The sequence below is a fragment of the Edwardsiella piscicida genome, assembly GCF_001896205.1.
Lineage (GTDB): Bacteria > Pseudomonadota > Gammaproteobacteria > Enterobacterales > Enterobacteriaceae > Edwardsiella > Edwardsiella piscicida.
Genome location: NZ_MPNU01000001.1, coordinates 3,497,213 through 3,514,852 on the forward strand (window position 1 = coordinate 3,497,213; position 17,640 = coordinate 3,514,852).

Below are 17,640 nucleotides of genomic sequence, written 5' to 3' on the forward strand. Positions count from 1 at the left end.
TTATCATGGGACTCCTTCGCCCCGCGCAGATAAAGGTACGGAACAGTTCAATGAGTTCAGATCATCAGGCGCTTTACAGCCAAATCCCCGCGATCGATACCCTGCTGCGCACGCCCGCGTGCGCAGCCCTACAGGCGCAGTATGGCAGTCAGCTGGTAACCCAGACCCTGCGCTCGCTGCAGCAGCAGGCCCGTCACGCCGTCCAGCGGCAGCAGGCGCTGCCCGACTGGTGCACCGACTGGGGACAGGCCTGCGCCCAGCGCCTGGCCGAGACGCTGCGACCGGCCCTGCGCCGGGTCTTTAACCTGACCGGCACCGTCCTGCACACCAACCTGGGCCGGGCGCTACTGCCCGATCCGGCGATCGCGGCGGCGGCCGAGGCGATGAGCGCCCCGGTCACCCTGGAGTACGATCTGGACGACGCGGGGCGCGGCCACCGCGATCGCGCGATCGCCGATCGGCTGTGCGCCCTGACCGGCGCCGAAGACGCCTGTATCGTTAACAACAACGCGGCGGCGGTGCTGCTGATGCTGGCGACCCTGGCACCGGGGCGCGACGTGATCGTCTCGCGCGGCGAGCTGGTGGAAATCGGCGGCGCGTTCCGTATTCCCGACGTCATGACCCAGGCGGGATGCCGTCTGCGCGAGGTCGGCACCACCAACCGCACCCACCTGCACGACTACCGCCAGGCCATCGACGAGCACAGCGCGCTATTGATGAAGGTGCACACCAGCAACTACGCGATCGCGGGCTTCACCGCCGCCGTCAGCGAGGCCGAGCTGGCCGCCCTGGGCCACGAATATGGCCTGCCGGTCATCAGCGACCTCGGCAGCGGATCGCTGCTGGACATGGCCAGCTACGGCCTGCCGGCCGAGCCGATGCCACAGCGCATGCTGGCCGACGGCGTCGATCTGGTCAGCTTCTCCGGCGACAAGCTGCTCGGCGGCCCCCAGGCGGGGATCATCGTTGGCCGCCGAGAGCTGATCCGCCGCCTGCAGCGCCATCCGCTCAAGCGCGCCCTGCGCTGCGGCAAGATGACGCTGGCGGCGCTGGACGCCACGCTGCAGCTGTACCAGCAGCCGGAGAAGCTGCGCCAGGCGCTGCCCACCCTGCGCCACCTGACGCGAGAGGCGAGCGAAATCGCCGCCTGCGGCGAGCGGCTGCTGGCCCGCCTGCGCCCGCGCTATGAGGCGGCGTTCATCCTGACGCTGGAGCCCTGCCTGTCACAGATCGGCAGCGGCTCGCTGCCGGTGGATCGCCTACCGAGCCATGCGCTCACCCTGACCCCCCGCGACGGTCGCGGCGGCACCCTGACGGCGCTGGCCGAGCGCTGGCGCGCGCTGCCTCGCCCGGTTATCGGACGCCTGCAAGAGGGCAAACTGTGGCTCGATCTTCGCTGTCTGGACGATGAGCAGGCGCTGCTCCAGGAGCTGTGCCAATGATCATCGCCACCGCAGGACACGTTGACCACGGCAAGACCACCCTGCTGCGCGCCCTGACCGGCATCGACACCGATCGCCTGCCGGAAGAGAAGCGCCGCGGCATGACCATCGATCTCGGCTATGCCTATCTGCCGCTGGCGGATGGGCGGGTGCTGGGGTTTATTGACGTTCCGGGACATGAAAAATTTCTGGCCAATATGCTGGCCGGCATCGGCGGCATTCCACAGGCGCTGCTGGTGGTCGCCTGCGACGACGGCGTGATGGCCCAGACCCGCGAACACCTGCTGCTGCTGCGCCTGGCCGGACGCCCCGGTTTGACCGTAGCGCTGACCAAATCCGATCGGGCCGATGCGCCGCGGCGGGCCCAGGTGCGCGAGCAGGTGCAGGCGCTGCTGGCGGAGCAGGGCTGGCCCGACGCGGCGCTGTTCGAAACCGACGCCCTGAGCGGTCAGGGGATCGAGGCGCTGCGCCGCCATCTGCTGGCGCTGAGCGCGGCCCCGCCGCAGGCCGATCGGCGCTTCCGTCTGGCCATCGATCGCGCCTTCAGCGTCAAGGGCAGCGGTCTGGTGGTCACCGGCACGGCGCTGGCCGGAACGGTACGCTGCGGCGATACGCTGTGGCTGACCGGCTGCGATAAGGCGGTGCGGGTACGCACCCTGCACGCCCAAAACCGAGAGGCGCAGCAGGCGCAGGCCGGTCAGCGCGTGGCGCTGAACCTCAGCGGCGACGTAGAGAAAAGCCAGATCCAGCGCGGCGACTGGCTGCTGGCGCAGCGGCCCGCCGTACCGGCGGCCCAGCGGGTGCTGGTCGCCGTCGACGGCATCGCCCCGCTGCAGCACTGGCAGCCGCTGCATCTCCACCACGCCGCGCGCCATATCACCGGGCGCCTCTCGCTGCTGGAAACCGCCGCCGCGCCGCAGGTGCCGATCCTGGCCGAACTGGTGCTCGACGCGCCCCTCTGGCTGGCCGAGGGTGACACCCTGATCCTGCGCGACATCGCCGCGCGCCACACCCTGGGCGCGGCGCGGGTGCTTCAGCTGGAGGCGCCGCGCCGCGGCAAGCGTCAGCCCGCCTTTTTGGCGACCCTGCGTCACCTGGCGCAGGCCCGCGGCGATCGCGAGGCGCTCAGCCTACGCCTGCCCTCAGGCACCCTGAGCATCGCCAGCCTGGCCTGGGCGCGCCAGCTAACGGAAGACGCCTGCCGAGCGCTGCTGGCGCAGGACGATCTGCTGGTGGTCGGCGATCACCTGCTCTCCCGCGCGACGGCGGCGCGGCTGCGCCAGCGGCTGCTGGAAACCCTAGCGCACTACCATGAGCAGCACGGCGATCAGCTGGGCGTCGGGCGCGCCCGCCTGCGGCGCATGGCGCTGCCGACCGAGGCAGAGACGCTGGTATTTCATCTGATTGGCGAGCTGCTGGCCGAGGGCGCGCTGTGCAACAGCCGCGGCTGGCTGCACCTGCCGCAGCACAGCCTGGCCATGACGCCGCCGCAGCAGGCGCTGTGGCAGCGGGCGCAGCCGCTGTTCGCCGACGATCCGTGGTGGGTGCGCGATCTGGCCAATGCCCTAAACGCCGACGAGGATGAGATGCGCCAAACGCTGCGCCAGGCGGCGCTGCTCGGACACATCACCGCCGTGGTGCGCGATCGCTACTACCGCAGCGAACGGCTCTACCAGTTTGCCGAGCTGATCCGCCGACTGGATCGCAGCCAGGGCAGCACCAGCGCGGCCGACTTCCGCGATCAGCTCGGCGTTGGCCGTAAGCTGGCGGTGCAGATCCTGGAGTTCTTCGACCGCTGCGGCTTCACCCGGCGGCGCGCCAACGACCATCTGCTGCGCGATAGCGCTCTGTTCTGTCGCGATGAGCGCGCGTCGGCGCCGGAGGATTGCCGCTGAGCATGGCGGGGGCGGGGGCGCGCGGCGCCGCCCGCTCTCCCTATCCATCTTCGCCCATTCGCGTTACACTTTTTTATTATTCCTCTACCGCGCATTGCTATGAAAAAACTGTTCCACCGCGTGTATAGCCTGTTCAAGCCCTCGTGGTGCCTAGCGCTGCTGGTCGCCCTGGAGGGCTACCTGTTTGCCGAACCGGTCGTCATTCAGGCATTCCGCTATGTTCCCGGCGCCCTACAGACATTCCACAGCTGGAAAGAGGCGCTCTCCGTAGTTAACCTGCTGGAGATCCCGCGGGTCATGCTCGGCGTCGCGCTGATCCTGATGTCCATCGGCCTGCTGCTGCGGGCGCGCGTCGCCTGGGCGTTTACCCTGCTGCTGCTGATCGCCATCGCCGTGCTGTCGCTGATCCAGGATCCCAGTCTGCCCATCTGGCAGGCGCAGGATCTGGTGCGCCTGCTGTGGCACGATCTCCGGGCGTGGAACTGGCAGGATATCTCGCTGACCAACCTGGAGGACTACAGCCATAACCTGACGCTGTATACCCTGGTTCTGATCGCCCTGCTGATCCGCTACTGGGAGCGCTTTGACCGGGCCAGCCTGGCCGCCGGTAGCCTGTTTGCCCTGGTCAGCTTTGCCTCGTTGCTGATCTACGCCATCTTTGGCGCGCTGTATCTGGGCGACGAGTTCAAGCCGCCGATCCTGGACGTGGTCACCGCGTTCTACTTTTCGGTCGTCAGCATGTCCACCGTCGGCTTTGGCGATATCGTTCCCTATACCGCCACCGCGCGGCTGTTCACCATCTCGGTGATCGTGATGGGGATTACGGTCTTCGCCACGTCAATCAGCGCCATCATCGGTCCGGTGATCGGCGGCAACCTTAAACGCATGGTTAAAGGCAGGATCTCTCACGTGATGCGGAAAAACCACTTTATTATCGCCGGCGCGTCGCCGCTGGCGCTCAGTATTTACAACGGGCTGAAGGAGCGCGGCGATGCGATCACCGCCATCGTCCCGATGGGCATCGCCCACGAGTATCCGCAGGATGCCGACGTGGTGGTCGGCGATCCCTCCAGCGCGCAGGTGCTGACGGAGGCCGGCGCCCCGCGCGCGCTGTACATTCTGGCGCTGCGCGAGGACGATGCGGAAAACGCCTTTATCGTCCTGGCCGCCAAGGAGGTGGCCGGCGGCGCCACCAAGACCATTTCGCTGGTCAACGCCAGTAAGCATCTGCAAAAGATCAAGCGGGTACAGCCGGATATGGTGTTCTCGCTGCAGCTGCTGGGCAGCGAGCTGCTGGTACGTACGCTGAGCGGCGAGGCCATCGACAACAAGCTGATTACGCAGCTGTTCTTTGGCAATGCCGAGGTAGCAGGAGAGCAGGACTGACCCCCCCACCCCGTCACGGCGCCATCGCCGCTGCGGGAGACCGCCAATCGGCGGGGGAAAGCGATGGGGAAAATAACGCAGCGGTCAGCCCATCCGGGCTGACCGATAAGCATCAGCGACGCAGCGCGATAGCTTCGATTTCGATCTTCACATCTTTCGGCAGGCGGGCCACTTCAACGCAGGAGCGGGCCGGGAACGGCGCGCTGTGCTCATTAAAGAATGCTTCATAGGTGGCGTTCACCGTCGCAAAGTCATTCAGATCTTTAACGAATACGGTCGTCTTCACGATGCTGGCCACGCTCAGGCCGGCGGCTTCAACGATCGCTTTCACGTTTTCCAGCGACTGACGGGCCTGGGCGGCCACATCGTCCGCAACCAGACCGGTTTTCGGGTCAACCGGGATCTGGCCGGAGGTGATGATCATGTTGCCCAGATCAACGCCCTGTACATAAGGCCCAATGGCGGCCGGTGCGTGCTCAGTGCTGATGGTACCAGACATATCTGCTCCTTAAGGATGGTAGGATGTGACGTTACCGCGGGACTACGGTAACCAGGCCCCATTATAAGGAGCCCGCACGGCAAATCCCACCCTGCCGGATCACTGTTCCATCACGGCGTGATGCTCAAACTCTTTCTCACAATACTTACACTTAAGCAGCACCTCGCCGGCGCGGGCGCGCACGCTGAAGCTGGAGCACACCGGCTCGCTGCGGCTGATGCAGTTGCTGTTGGGGCAGGTCAGCACGCTGTCGATACGCTCCGGCAGGCTCGGCACCATCTTGCGCACCACGCTGTAGTTCTCAATGCAGTTGACCGTGGCGCGCGGGGCGTAAATCGCCAGCTGGTTCACCTGCTCCTCGCTGAGAAAGACATCCTCAATCTTGATCAGATCCTTGCTGCCCTGCGCGTTAGAGGGCAGATTCAGGCCGATGGTGACCCGCCGATCGGTCTCCGTCAGCTTGAACAGGGTCAGCAGCTTAAAGCCGACGTGCGCCGGGATATGGTCAATGACGGTGCCGCATTTAATCGCTTCAACCTGCAGTTTGTTGTCGTGAGTCATTTCGTTTCTCCCTTAGAAATTCAGTTCAGCGTTGAGGATCAGGGCCAGCAGCGCCTGACGGGCAAAGATACCGTTGCCCGCCTGCTGGAAATAGTAGGCATAGGGGGTAGCGTCGACGTCGGGGGTGATCTCGTCGATACGCGGCAGCGGATGCAGCACCTTCAGGTTATCGCGCGCTCCCTCCAGCATCGCGGCGCGCAGAATGAACTGCGACTTCACGTTGGCGTACTCGGAGGAGTCCAGACGCTCTTTCTGTACTCGGGTCATGTACAGAATATCCAGCTGTGGCATCACCTCTTCAAGGGTTTCATGCAGGCTGTAGGCGATCCCCTTCTCCTCCAGCATGGTCAGGATATAGTCCGGCATCGCCAGCGCCTGCGGGGCGATGAAGAAGAAGCGGTTACCCTCAAACTTGGCCAGCGCCTGGGTCAGGGAGTGCACGGTGCGGCCATACTTCAGGTCGCCAACCATGGCGATGTTGATGTTGTTCAGGCGCCCCTGGGTCTCCTGGATAGTAAACAGATCCAGCAGCGTCTGGGTCGGGTGCTGGTTGGCACCGTCGCCGGCGTTGACCACCGGAATGCGACCGCAGAACTCCGTGGCCAGACGGGCGGCCCCCTCCTGCGGGTGGCGCATCACGATGGCGTCGACGTAGGTGCCGATCACCGAGATGGTATCCGCCAGCGTCTCCCCCTTCTTGCCCAGAGAGGTGTTGCTGCTGTCGGCAAAGCCGACCACCGAGGCGCCCAGGCGGTGCATCGCGGTTTCAAAAGAGAGGCGGGTACGGGTGGAGGCCTCAAAGAACAGGCTGGCGATCACCTTGTGGCGCAGCAGCTCCGGCTGCGGCGTGGCCTTCAGGCGAGCGGCGGTGTCCAGCACCAGCTCAAGCTCGCGGCGACTCAGATCGTTGATGGAGATAATGTCTTTTAGATACAAGGGATTGGCCATTGGTGTTCTCCTGTTCTGGCGCCGACGTCGCACGGCGCGGGCATACGGTTCACTCGGGTTAATTTTTCAACTTGCCGTATTACGGGCAAAAAAAACCCCTCAAATGAGGGGTTTTCTACGATCGAGAATGCGACGGGAGAAAAACGGCCGCTGGCTGCCCTGATGGGGCAGAGTCTTCGGTCGCATCACGACCGATAAACCACAATAGCCAACGCTGTTTCTCATGCTGTCTCCCGGCAAATTGTCCGGCATTATACTCAGCGATCGCCTCGCCGCAAGCACATTCTTCCCCGGAGATTGATTTAGCGCAAACGGTTACCCGATTAATAAAGCGCCCATTTGAGTAATCCTCGCACCGGCGCGAGCGCCGCTCAGGTTAACGCCGACGCTATCCCAGCAGCACGCCGCGGTATCGGTGCAGCACATCGGCAAGCTGATACAGCGGCTGCAGCGCGGCACCGGCGGCCCCCTGCCGCACCAGCGCATCGGCATAGTCGCTCAGCCCCGTCGTCAGCTGTAGCAGGGCGCCGCGGCGTCGCGCCGCACCGCGCCCGGTCAACAGCCGGGTTGCCGCCGCATCGATCGCGCGCAGCCGCTCGGCGTCGCACGGCAGCGCCGAGTGCGCCAAACGCTGCTGCAGGACGATCAGCGTCAGCGCCAGGCGGTAACGCCCGATATCATCGGGAAACAGCGTCAGCAGCAAGAACAGCTGGCGGTAGAGGGCCGGCAGCAGATTGCCGCGCGTCCCCTCTCCCCGCAGGGCCGCCACCGCGCCGAACGCCAGACGCCGCATCAGCGTTCGACCGGTGCGGGCGCGCGACCGATCGCGCACCGCCAGCAGCACCACCAGCGCCAACAGGCAGCCGATCACCTGGCCGATGGCGCTGTCGACAAAGCTCTCGATCGGAAAACGCATCGGGTTGCTGAGCACCAGAATATTCAGGGTCGAGGCCAGCGTTCCCAGCGATCCCAAACGGCGCTTTTGTACCTCCATCCCGCAGATAAAGGTCAGCGCGCCCAGGCTCAGGCACAGCAGCACCAGGCTTTGCTGGGTGGCGGGGAGGATCACCGTGTAATACAGCGCACCGACCGGCAACGCCACCAGTGAGCCCATCAAGAAGTCGATCGCCGCCATCCGCGGATTGGGGGTGCGCACCGCCAGCGAGGTCACTACCGCGATCATGATCATGCAGCCGCTGCCCGCGTTCCAGCCGCTCCATAGCCAAAATAGCGCGCCCAGCGAGGTGGCCAGCCAGGTGCGCAGGCCATTGATCAGCGCATGGTGCCCCTGGGCGGAGTAGATCTGGCGCGGCGCGGCGTCATGCGCGAGGATCGCCGCCTCATGCCGCCCGATACGGACGTTGCTCGCCACGCCTTTGGCCAATAGCTGCAGCTGGCTGGCGCCGTCGATCCAGCCGATCAGCGCGGGCGGCAGCTGATGTCCCCCGTGCGCCGCCAGCAGGCGACGCAGCTGTTTTAAGCGCTGATAGGCCTCCGTAGGCGTCTTTACCGGGGCGGCTATCAGGGTCAAAAACGGCGCCGGCAGCGCCGTCGGCGTCTGGCGCTGGGTCAGAAAAATTTCACAGGCCCGGGTGATCAGGGTCAGCGACAGGGTGTGCAGCGCCGCCAGCCGGCGGCAGGCGCGCGGCCAGCGAGATGACTCCAGCGCCAGGCTGGCGCGCATCCCCTCCAGCGTATGGCTCTCCCGGATCAGCCCATGCCAGCTTCGATCGACGGCGTCGCTGTCGCGCCCGTCGACGCAGCGCTGCAGCAGGCATAGCTGACCGAGCAGCATGCCACCGACGACGCGATCCACCTCGCCCTTGACCGAGCGCGGCGCCAGCAGCGTATCGGCCAGCACCGCGCAGGCGATCCCCAGCACGATCTCGCCACAGCGCTCCAGGGCCAGCTGCAGGATAAACTGCGGCTCGCCGAGGCAGGAGACGACGATGATCAGCGCCGTATAGCCGGACAGCCCCAGCGCATAGGCGTTCTCCATACGCACCAGCGACGACAGCCAGGTGCAGACGCCCGCCCACAGGCAGCACAGCAAGATCATCAGCAACGGCGCGCGGATCAACAGCATCATCAGCAGCAGCGCGCACAGGGAGCCCAGCACCGTGCCGATGATACGCAGCCAGCCGCGGTAGCGAATGGCGCCGGCAAAGGGCTCACCACCGGCGGCAAAGGCCGGTCCGGCGGCCACCAGCGCGGCGGTCAGCGCCGACCAGCGCGGCGTCTGCAGGCCGAAATAGAACCCGAGCAGCAGCGACAGAACGATCGCCAGCGTCAGCTTGCAGGCGAAGCGCAGGCGGATCACGCGTGGATGCAGCATCTTCGCCCCCTGCTCAGCCGAACTCGCGCAGACGCTGCAGCAGGCGCCGATACGGCGCCGGGCGCGCGGCCTGCGCCTCTCCGCCGGTGCCGATCACCACCGTCGCCGTGGTGCCCGCCGGATAGGGGTGAGCCTGGGTCGCCGCGTCCAGGCGAATTCGCACCGGCACCCGCTGCGCCAGGCGCACCCACTCCAGATTGGAGTCCACCGTCGCCAGCCCTTTGCGCCCCGGCGTCGCGCTGCTGTCGTTGACCCCGGCGGAGATGCTGTCCACCGTGCCGTACAGAATACGATCGCTGCCCAGCGGCGTGATCTGCGCCGGCGAGCCGCGGCGCACTCCGGCCAGCTTGGTCTCTTCCATATAGGCCTGCACGTAGAAGCTATTCTGCTTAATCAGCGCCACGGCGTTAACCCCGCGGTTGATAAACTCGCCGCCGTGGACCTGCAGGTTGGTCACCCAGCCGCTGGCCGGCGCCCGCACCACCGTGCGATCCAGATCCAGCTGCGCCAGGGTTCGGGTCGCCTGTGCTCGGGCCAACTGTTGCTCGGCCGCCGCCAGCGCGCTGTAGGCGCGATCGATGCTCTCCTGGGCGACGATACGCCCGCCCAGGTCGGCCCGACGCTGCGACTCTCGTCGCTTCTCCGTCACCAGCGCCTGATAGTAGCGCGCATCCGCCTCGGCCTGCGCCAGCGCCGCGCGGTAGCGCTGTGGATCGATGCGGAACAGCACCGCCCCCTGCGCCACCCGCTGGTTATCCTGAACCTGCACGCGCTCCACCAGCCCGCTGACGTCGGGGGCGATAGCCACCACGTCGGCGCTAAAACGCGCGTCCCGCGTCCAGGGAGAAGCGGTATAGAACACCCAGGCCTTGGAGACCGCCAGCGCGGCCAGCGCCAGTAAGGCCAGCGTAGCGGCCACCCGCGTCATGCGTCCAATCCAACGCTTCACAGAACCCCCTTCAGATAAAAAGCCAGCTCACCAGATAAAACAGACACCCGTACAGCGCGCAGTTAAACAGCGCGGGGTGCCAAATCATGTCGTACAGCCCGCAGGGCTGCAGCAGACGCCGCAGCAGCCAGAACAGGGGCAGCGCCGCCAGCAGCGCAAAAAAGGCCGGCGGGAAAGAGAGGCCAAACAGCACCATCACGGGCAGCGTTCCCATGGCAAAATCCTTACTTAACGACGCATGCCCGCACGCGGCTGACGGCGAAAAACGGCGGACAGAGAAAAAGGGGTGGCGGTTACGCGGTGTGCGCCACAGGCGCAGGGCGGAACGGATGCGCCCCGACATCGGCGGCGCGGGGACATGTTAGCCTAATGCGCCGCGGGGATATATAATCTGTGACGCAAATCACTTTTTATTGTAAATAAACAATCAGCGCTGATTATCTATTGTCGATAAGAAAAAATGCGCATAAAACAAACAGATGGTTCTGAACTCAGCCACCACCATTAAGACAGGATGAAAAATGGAACGATTAAAGCATATGGCCATCTTCGCTCGGGTGGTCGAATGCGGCTCGTTTACCGGCGCCGCAGCGCAGCTGGCGATGAGCGTCTCATCCATCAGCCAGACCATTACCAAGCTGGAGCACGCCCTGCAGATCAGGCTGCTCAACCGCAGCACCCGCCGCATCAGTCTGACCGAGGCCGGACGCATCTATTATCAGGGCTGTCGCAAGATGCTGCAGGAGGCCCAAGAGGTACACGAGCAGCTGTACGCCTACAACAATACCCCCAGCGGAACCCTGCGCATCGGCTGCTCGGCCACCATGGCGCAAAACGTTCTGGCGCCGATCAGCGCCCGAATGCTGGCCGAATATCCTGGCCTGTCGGTCAACCTGGTCACCGGCGTCCCGGCGCCCGATCTGATCGCCGACGGTCTGGATCTGGTGGTCCGCGCCGGCGATCTACAGGACTCTCGCCTGTTCTGTCGCGCCCTGGGGGCCATGCCCATGGTGATCTGCGCCGCCAAATGCTACCTGCAGCGCCACGGAACCCCAGAGAGCCCCGCCGAGCTGGGCAGCTATAGCTGGCTCAACTTTAGCGGCCAGCCCGCCCATGACCTGACGCTGATCGCCCCAGAGGGAGAGTCGCTGCGGCTGATGCCCAGCGGACGCTTTCACACCAATGATGCCCAGACCCTGCTAAGCTGGCTGAACGCCGGGGCCGGGATCACCTATCTGCCGCTGATGTGGGTGATCGACGCGGTGCGGCGTAAAGAGGTCGAGATCCTGTTCCCCCAGTACCAGTCCACCCCGCGCCCGGTGTATGCGCTGTATGCCCAGAAGGCGCACCTGCCCATCAAGCTGCGTCTCTGCCTAGAGTACCTGAGCGACTACTTTGCCCAGATGGCGGACACCTTCCGCGATACCCGTCAGGAGAAATAGCGCGGGCCGGCAAAAGCCGGCCCGCGGGACATACCGTGGCGAGTCGCGCCGAACTCAGGCGGTGCCGCCGACGGTCATCGCATCCAGCTTCAGCGTCGGCTGTCCGACGCCGACCGGCACGCTCTGCCCCTCTTTACCGCAGACCCCGACGCCCTTATCCAGCGCCAGATCGTTGCCCACCATCGAGATCTGCTGCATCGCCTCCATGCCGGAGCCGATCAGGGTCGCCCCCTTCACCGGATGGGTAATCCGTCCCTTCTCGATCAGATAGGCTTCCGAGGTGGAGAAGACAAACTTACCGGAGGTGATATCGACCTGACCGCCGGCGAAGTTAGGCGCATACAGCCCATACTCCACGCTCTCGATAATCGCCTGCGGCGTACTCTCTCCCGCCAGCATATAGGTGTTGGTCATCCGCGGCATCGGCAGGTGAGCATAGGATTCGCGGCGGCCGTTGCCGGTCGGCGCCATTCCCATCAGGCGGGCGTTGAGCTTATCCTGCATATAGCCACGCAGCACCCCGTTCTCAATCAGTACGTTGTACTGGCCGGGCACCCCTTCGTCGTCCACCGCCAGCGAACCGCGCCGCTCCTCCAGCGTACCGTCGTCTACCACGGTACACAGCGGCGAGGCCACCTGCTGACCCAGCTGACCGCTGAATACGGAGGTGCCGCGCCGGTTAAAGTCCCCCTCCAGCCCGTGGCCGACCGCCTCGTGCAGCAGTACCCCCGGCCAGCCGGCGCCGAGCACCACCGGCATGGTGCCGGCCGGCGCTGCCTTGGCGTGCAGGTTGACCAGCGCCATGCGTACCGCCTCACGCGCATAGGCATCGGCGCACACCTCGCCGTCGTGGAGGGTCAGGAAGTAGTCATAGCCAAAGCGACCGCCGCCGCCGCAGCTGCCGCGCTCGCGACGGCCATCCTGCTCTACCAGCACGCTGACGGAGAGTCGCACCAGCGGCCGTACGTCCGCCGCCAGCGTGCCGTCGCTGGCGGCCACCAGCACCAGCTCATACACTCCGGTCAGGCTGGCGTTCACCTCCTGAACCCGGGCATCGGCCGCCCGCGCCACCCGATCGACCTGTGCCAATAGCGCGATCTTCTCCTCGCGCGGCAGGCTATCGAGCGGGGAGTGCATACCGTAGCGGGAGACCGCCTTGAGCCCTCCCAGCGTGTGCGCCCGCCCATCGCCCTGCTCGCGCACGATGCTGCGCGCGGCGTGGGCACTCTGGGTCAGCGCCTGCAGGGTTATCTGGTCGGCATAGGCGAATCCGGTCTTTTCACCGTGGATCGCCCGCACGCCCACCCCCTGATCGATATGGTAAGAGCCCTCTTTAATGATGCGATCTTCCAATACCCAGGACTCGTGCACGCTGGACTGAAAATAGAGGTCGGCATAGTCCAGGCGGCGTGCGTTCAACTGCCCCAAGACATTATATAAATCCTGATGATTCAGGTTGTTGGCAGCCAGTAACTGCTCACTGACAAACGTCAGACTCATGGTGTATTTACCCTTGGTGAAGATGGATCAGCTCAGGCTGGAATCGGTTGTGCTGTGCCAGCGGCATCTGCCCGCGCAGCACGCTCAGTGAGTTGGTGTTCACTTTAATCTTTATCGGCCGTACAGCGTCGGCGTTCTGCTGCAGCACGCGGCCCCAGCCGTCCACCGCCATGCTGTGGCCCCAGGTGCGCCGGGTCGCGCCGTGGCTGCCGACCTGGGCCGGCGCCAGAATATAGCACTGGTTTTCAATCGCCCGGGCACGCAGCAGCACCTCCCAGTGTGCCTCGCCCGTCACCCGAGTAAAGGCGGCCGGCACCGAGATAAGCTCCGCCCCCTGCGCGCGCAGCGCCTGGAACAGGCCGGGAAAGCGCAGATCGTAGCAGATGGTCATCCCCAGACGCCCCACCGGCGTATCCACCACCGTCAGCATATCGCCGTGGCGGTAAACGTCAGACTCGCGGTAGTGGCCATGCGCGTCACGCACCTCGACGTCGAACATGTGCAGCTTGTCGTAGCGGGCGCGCAGCGCGCCGCCGTCGTCAAACAGCAGGCTACTGGAGGTAATGCCGCCGGCATCCTCGCGGCTGTACAGCGGCATCGAACCGATCAACAGCCATACCCCGTAGCGGCGCGCCAGCTCGCGCACCGCCGACTGAAGCGGCCCGTCACCCTCCCGCTCGGCGTGCTGGCGGTACCCCGCGGCGTCGCTGAACAGCAGCGCATTCTCCGGGGTCAGCGCCAGCCTGATAGCGCCGTTGAGCTGCTTCAGCTGCTGCTCAATCTGTGCCAGGTTAGCGCGGCTGTTTTCACCGCTACACAGTTGCAGTAAGGCGACGTTGGCATTCCTCATTGTGCCTTCTCCTTCTTCGGCTGACGTAACACTTCATGGATCGCCGGGCTGTCGAGCCCGCCGCTTATGTTGTAGCGTATCAGCGATATTTTATTCCACAATGGCGCCAGCACTTTTGACGCGGCAAAGACCGCGGCCCCCACCACCGGGTTAACGGCAAAGGCGGTGGCCACGCCGACCGTCGCCGACAGCTCCGGCGCGATCACCGCCTGCATATCGATCCGCTGGGTCACCAGGTTCACCGTGCCGTTCATCGCCACGTCCGCAGAGAGGCCGTCGATCAGCAGATCGTCCGTCGACATCACCCCGTTATGCAGGGCGATATGCCCCTTGATGCCATCGAAGTAGAAGCCTTCGCCGAAGGTGTCGCTAAAGTCCAGCCGCAGCTTGCGCAGCAGGGCATCAAAGCTCACCAGGCGCAGCAGCTGACCGGCGCGCCCGGTATCCATGCTTTCGAGCACCCCCTTGCCCAGACGCACCTGCAGCGCGCCATCCAGCGTCTCTATGCGCGGCTGCCAGGGCTCCCCCTGCCAGCGGAGATCGTAGTCGCCCTTAAAGGCGGACTGCTTCAGCGGCAGGGTCAGGCCAAAAAAGTCCGCGCTGTCCGTCAAGTTCGCCCCCTGCAGCCCGCCGCTGATCTGCGTCCGGCTGATGCCATCCTGCTGCTGCCAGCGGCCAGTCAGCGTCAGGCGGGTGTTGCCGCTGTCCAGCAGGCCATCCGTCAGCAGCAGGGTATCCCCCTCCACCCGCATATCGGCGGCCACTTTCCCCAGGTTTTGCCCCATAAACCAGCACGACTGACAGCGCAGCTGCATGGCCGGCCAGCGGCGAAACAGGGGCGGCTGACCGGCGACCGGTCGATCGATGGGGGCCGCCGCCGCGCTCCCCGGCGTCATCGGCTGGGGATCGTAGTACAGAAAGTCCAGCGCGGCGCTCAGCTGCCCGGCGCCCAGACGCGCAGCGCCGCGGATTTCACGGCCATCGGCGCGCAGCTGGGTCGTCTCGCCCTGTCGCGTCAGCGCCAGGCTCAGCTGGTGCCAGGCCTGCCCACCCAGCAGCAGCTGCGGCGTAGAAAGGGTTATCTGCGCCGGCAGGCGCAGCACGCTGCGGCTGTCCAGCTGCGACGACAGCGGCGCCGCCAGCAGGGCCAGCCACCCGGCGCCGTCCAGCGGCGGCAGACGCAGCGTGGCCTGACCGGGCTGCGTCTGCGGCACCGCGCTGCTCTGGCTGTCCCAGCTCAGGCTGTCCAGCGCCACGCCGCGCGGGCCGAGCGCCACGTTCGCGGCGAAATGGCTGTCGCGGCCTAGGCTGCCGCTGAGCGTAAAGCCCGCCATATCGCCGTCGGCGTTAACCTTCAGCCGCTGGGCCGCACCGGCCGCTTTCGTCAGCGGCGCGGGCAGCGAGCTGGCCACAGCGCGCAGGTCGGCCTCGACGTCGACCTGATAGCGGCTGGCGCCGCGATCGGGCAGATCGATCGTCACCTTGCCCTGCCAGGGGGCGCTCCCCTGCAGGTGCGTATCCATTCCCGGCGGCAGCCACGGCAGACGGGCCGGCAGCCAGTCGCCGTTCAGATCGACCGCGACCTGATACCGATCGGCCTGGGGAACGGTGGCAAACTGCAGCGCCAGCGGCTGCCCCAGCCAGTGGGCGCTCAGCCGATCGCTCTGCAGGCGGCCATCGTCGAAGCGAAACGCGCCGCTAACCCCCTGCATCTGGCTGCCGAGCGGCTTGATAAACAGCGTGTTATTGTCTAGGCGCACCTCGCCGCGGGCGCGGGTATCGCCGCCGTCGAGCGGAATATCCAGATCCAGACGCCCCGTCACGTCGCCGCCCACCTGCAGCTCATCCAGCGTCGCGCCCACGGAGCTTTTCAGCGGCGACAGCATAAAGTAGTCGCGCACCGCCTTGCCGCTGCCGGCCACCCCGGCGCGGATCAGCAGACGCTCGGCGCCATACTGCGGGATATCCGCGTGAATAGCGCTGCCGCGCGCCGCGCCCAGATGCGCCGACGGGGCAAACATCCACAGTCCGTCGTTAAGGAAATTGAGGTCGATGGACAGATCGGTCAGCGGGGCCCAGTCCGGCTGAAAGCGGAAGGTGGCCTGGCGCAGCGGCACATAGACCTGAAACTGACCGTCGTGATGCTGATAGGGGAACCGCTGCGGATCGCCGTCATACAGCAGCGTGGCGTTCTCCACCGCGCCCCCCTCCAGCGCCCCGCTCAGGTAGTCCGTCAGCGCCGTTCCCATCAGCGGTTCAGGGAAATAGCGCCAGGCCTCGCGGGCGTCCGTCAGGCGAATACCGGCCAGAATACTGAGCAGCGCCGGCCCCGCCGTCGGCTGATGGTAGCGGAAGCCGCCGTGGCTCCACAGGGCGCGCGCCTGCACATCCATATCCTGTCCGCTCAGCGTCCACCCCTGCGCATCGCGGGTCACGTTGACCACGCCGCTGGCGCGCTGCACCAACAGCGGCGCCCGGAACATTGCGGCGTAGGGCAGCGTGCTGTCTTTCAGGGTGAAACGCAGCCGAGCATCCTGCCCGCTGCCGCTCAGGGAGCCGCTGAAGCGATCGATGCCGGGCAGCAGCTTCCAGGGCTGCCAGCTGACGTCGTGCCAATCGGCCAGCACCCGGCTGCGCTCGGGCTGCTGCAGCGGAATATCGACGCCTACCCGGCGGATGTACCCCTGCGGCTGCAGGCGCTGCAGCGACTCCACCAGCGCCGGCGACAGGAAGCTCAGGGTCGGCAGCAGCGGCGTAATGCGCGCCAGCTGCAGATCGGTAGCCCGCAGCCGCAGCGCTTCCTCCTGCACCGTCCCCTGCCGGGGCAGATAGAGCAGGCTCAGATGCCCCGCGGGCCACGGCTGCCCATCCGTCGCCAGATTGAGCCGGGGGACATCCAGCTGCCACCCGCCGTCGCGACGCGTCGCCTGGAGCGTCAGATCGCGCACCGTCAGCCGGTGCGGCCGATCGTCGGCGCGCCATCCCGCCTGTCCATCGCGCAGGCGGACCAGCGCCCCCGCCATCTCGCCGTTGCGGACGCTGAGCCAGGAGGCCAGGCTAAAATCGGCCGCGTTCAGTCCGGTATTGTGGTTGATCCAGCGGCTCAGCCAGGGGCGCAGGTCGATTTGGTCCGCCTGCAGGTAGATCTCCCCGTCGCTGAGCAGGCCGTTCTTATCGCGCAGATCCATGCGCAGCTGCAGATTGCCGTGCTGCCCCTGCGGAGTGGAGAAGCTGACCTCTCCCTCTGCGCGGTGGCGATCCGGGCCGTTGAGCCAGGTCAGTTGGGAAACGGTCAGCTGCAGCGGAACGCCGGAGGGAGAGGGAAAGCGCAGACGGCTGTCGCGCAGGGTAAAGTGGTCAAACTGGCGCAGGAAGATATTGCTTAGCTCGTCGCGCTTCAGGCCGCCGTGGCCCTCTTCGCGCGCCAGCGGGCGATCGGTGCTGGCCTGCAGCTGATAAAACGTCAGATCGCGGAACTGCGGACGCGCGTGCAGCAGCGACTGCCAGACATCCAGCCCCAGCGTCATGCGCCGCACCTGCAGCTGCCCCTGCGCCCCCCGCAGGGCGATGTCGCGCGCCTCCAGCGTGGGGCCAAAGGATTGCCAGCTGGCGCTCAGCGCGCCGATGGTCAGCGGCGCGCCGATAAACTGGCCGAGGCGCGCCGCGATCTGCGGACGTACGCTGTCAATGTGCGGCAGCAGTAAACGCAGCCCGCTCACCAGCAAAGCGACCAGCACTATCAGGGTCGCCAGCGTTGCCAGCAGGTAACCGGGCAGTCGCCTCACGCCGTTCTCCTATCGTTCAAACATGACCCAGCGGATCGATCCCGTCCC

Annotated in this window: 13 protein-coding genes; 4 read left to right on the top strand and 9 right to left on the bottom strand. The window is 65.8% G+C overall.

What is annotated here, in order from left to right; all coding sequences use genetic code 11:
- Window positions 1–50 precede the first annotated feature (50 nt).
- The 3 genes from selA to kch all read left to right on the top strand — a co-directional run bounded on the left by selA (window position 51) and on the right by kch (window position 4,723).
- Complete coding sequence (gene selA / locus BRD58_RS16105; protein ID WP_015462372.1) at window positions 51–1,442, top strand: L-seryl-tRNA(Sec) selenium transferase; 1,392 nt, start codon at window positions 51–53, stop codon at window positions 1,440–1,442.
- Window positions 1,439–3,337, top strand: coding sequence for a selenocysteine-specific translation elongation factor (gene selB, locus BRD58_RS16110; RefSeq protein ID WP_012849933.1), 1,899 nt, complete (start codon window positions 1,439–1,441; stop codon window positions 3,335–3,337). The genes selA and selB overlap by 4 nt, the downstream gene beginning before the upstream one ends.
- Before the next feature lie 99 nt (window positions 3,338–3,436).
- On the top strand, window positions 3,437–4,723 hold the full coding sequence (gene kch, locus BRD58_RS16115) for a voltage-gated potassium channel protein (protein ID WP_015462374.1): 1,287 nt from the start codon (window positions 3,437–3,439) through the stop codon (window positions 4,721–4,723).
- Between the two features lie 112 nt (window positions 4,724–4,835).
- Here kch and ridA read toward each other — a convergent pair whose 3' ends face one another.
- The 6 genes from ridA to aaeX form a co-directional block, all read right to left on the bottom strand.
- Window positions 4,836–5,222 carry a 2-iminobutanoate/2-iminopropanoate deaminase gene (ridA, locus tag BRD58_RS16120; protein WP_012849935.1) on the bottom strand — a complete coding sequence of 129 codons (387 nt, stop codon included), beginning with the start codon at window positions 5,220–5,222 and terminating at the stop codon, window positions 4,836–4,838.
- Window positions 5,223–5,321: 99 nt separating this feature from the next.
- Window positions 5,322–5,783 (bottom strand): aspartate carbamoyltransferase regulatory subunit, encoded by a 462-nt coding sequence (gene pyrI, locus BRD58_RS16125; protein ID WP_012849936.1) that lies wholly within the window; start codon window positions 5,781–5,783, stop codon window positions 5,322–5,324.
- Between the two features lie 12 nt (window positions 5,784–5,795).
- Window positions 5,796–6,731 carry an aspartate carbamoyltransferase gene (gene pyrB, locus BRD58_RS16130; protein WP_012849937.1) on the bottom strand — a complete coding sequence of 312 codons (936 nt, stop codon included), beginning with the start codon at window positions 6,729–6,731 and terminating at the stop codon, window positions 5,796–5,798.
- Between the two features lie 388 nt (window positions 6,732–7,119).
- Window positions 7,120–9,066, bottom strand: a complete 1,947-nt coding sequence (aaeB, locus tag BRD58_RS16135; protein ID WP_073383747.1) for a p-hydroxybenzoic acid efflux pump subunit AaeB — start codon at window positions 9,064–9,066, stop codon at window positions 7,120–7,122.
- Between the two features lie 13 nt (window positions 9,067–9,079).
- A complete protein-coding gene (aaeA, locus tag BRD58_RS16140) occupies window positions 9,080–9,994 on the bottom strand; it encodes a p-hydroxybenzoic acid efflux pump subunit AaeA (protein ID WP_078057762.1) in 915 nt (304 codons plus the stop codon).
- Window positions 9,995–10,025: 31 nt separating this feature from the next.
- On the bottom strand, window positions 10,026–10,229 hold the full coding sequence (aaeX, locus tag BRD58_RS16145; protein WP_069579419.1) for a p-hydroxybenzoic acid efflux pump operon protein AaeX: 204 nt from the start codon (window positions 10,227–10,229) through the stop codon (window positions 10,026–10,028).
- Between the two features lie 307 nt (window positions 10,230–10,536).
- Between aaeX and aaeR the strand changes: the two genes are divergently transcribed.
- Entirely contained in the window at window positions 10,537–11,457 is a 921-nt protein-coding gene (aaeR, locus tag BRD58_RS16150; RefSeq protein WP_012849941.1) for an HTH-type transcriptional activator AaeR, read from the top strand.
- A gap of 54 nt (window positions 11,458–11,511) precedes the next feature.
- Here the strand turns inward: aaeR and tldD are convergent, their stop codons facing one another.
- Genes tldD through yhdP form a run of 3 tightly spaced genes read right to left on the bottom strand, consistent with a single transcriptional unit; the run spans window position 11,512 to window position 17,592 of the window.
- Window positions 11,512–12,957, bottom strand: a complete 1,446-nt coding sequence (tldD, locus tag BRD58_RS16155; protein ID WP_012849942.1) for a metalloprotease TldD — start codon at window positions 12,955–12,957, stop codon at window positions 11,512–11,514.
- Window positions 12,958–12,964: 7 nt separating this feature from the next.
- On the bottom strand, window positions 12,965–13,807 hold the full coding sequence (nit1, locus tag BRD58_RS16160; RefSeq protein WP_015462377.1) for a deaminated glutathione amidase: 843 nt from the start codon (window positions 13,805–13,807) through the stop codon (window positions 12,965–12,967).
- On the bottom strand, window positions 13,804–17,592 hold the full coding sequence (gene yhdP, locus BRD58_RS16165; RefSeq protein WP_069579421.1) for an AsmA2 domain-containing protein YhdP: 3,789 nt from the start codon (window positions 17,590–17,592) through the stop codon (window positions 13,804–13,806). Before yhdP ends, nit1 begins: the two co-directional genes overlap by 4 nt.
- Between the last annotated feature and the right edge of the window lie 48 nt (window positions 17,593–17,640).

What these genes read in the sequence shown, in the direction of transcription:
- pyrI (WP_012849936.1), bottom strand. Translation starts at nt 5,783, where the DNA reads ATGACTCACGACAACAAACTGCAGGTTGAAGCGATTAAATGCGGCACC.
- selB (WP_012849933.1), top strand. Translation starts at nt 1,439, where the DNA reads ATGATCATCGCCACCGCAGGACACGTTGACCACGGCAAGACCACCCTG.
- pyrB (WP_012849937.1), bottom strand. Translation starts at nt 6,731, where the DNA reads ATGGCCAATCCCTTGTATCTAAAAGACATTATCTCCATCAACGATCTG.
- nit1 (WP_015462377.1), bottom strand. Translation starts at nt 13,807, where the DNA reads ATGAGGAATGCCAACGTCGCCTTACTGCAACTGTGTAGCGGTGAAAAC.
- ridA (WP_012849935.1), bottom strand. Translation starts at nt 5,222, where the DNA reads ATGTCTGGTACCATCAGCACTGAGCACGCACCGGCCGCCATTGGGCCT.
- selA (WP_015462372.1), top strand. Translation starts at nt 51, where the DNA reads ATGAGTTCAGATCATCAGGCGCTTTACAGCCAAATCCCCGCGATCGAT.
- aaeX (WP_069579419.1), bottom strand. Translation starts at nt 10,229, where the DNA reads ATGGGAACGCTGCCCGTGATGGTGCTGTTTGGCCTCTCTTTCCCGCCG.
- kch (WP_015462374.1), top strand. Translation starts at nt 3,437, where the DNA reads ATGAAAAAACTGTTCCACCGCGTGTATAGCCTGTTCAAGCCCTCGTGG.
- aaeB (WP_073383747.1), bottom strand. Translation starts at nt 9,066, where the DNA reads ATGCTGCATCCACGCGTGATCCGCCTGCGCTTCGCCTGCAAGCTGACG.
- aaeR (WP_012849941.1), top strand. Translation starts at nt 10,537, where the DNA reads ATGGAACGATTAAAGCATATGGCCATCTTCGCTCGGGTGGTCGAATGC.
- aaeA (WP_078057762.1), bottom strand. Translation starts at nt 9,994, where the DNA reads ATGACGCGGGTGGCCGCTACGCTGGCCTTACTGGCGCTGGCCGCGCTG.
- tldD (WP_012849942.1), bottom strand. Translation starts at nt 12,957, where the DNA reads ATGAGTCTGACGTTTGTCAGTGAGCAGTTACTGGCTGCCAACAACCTG.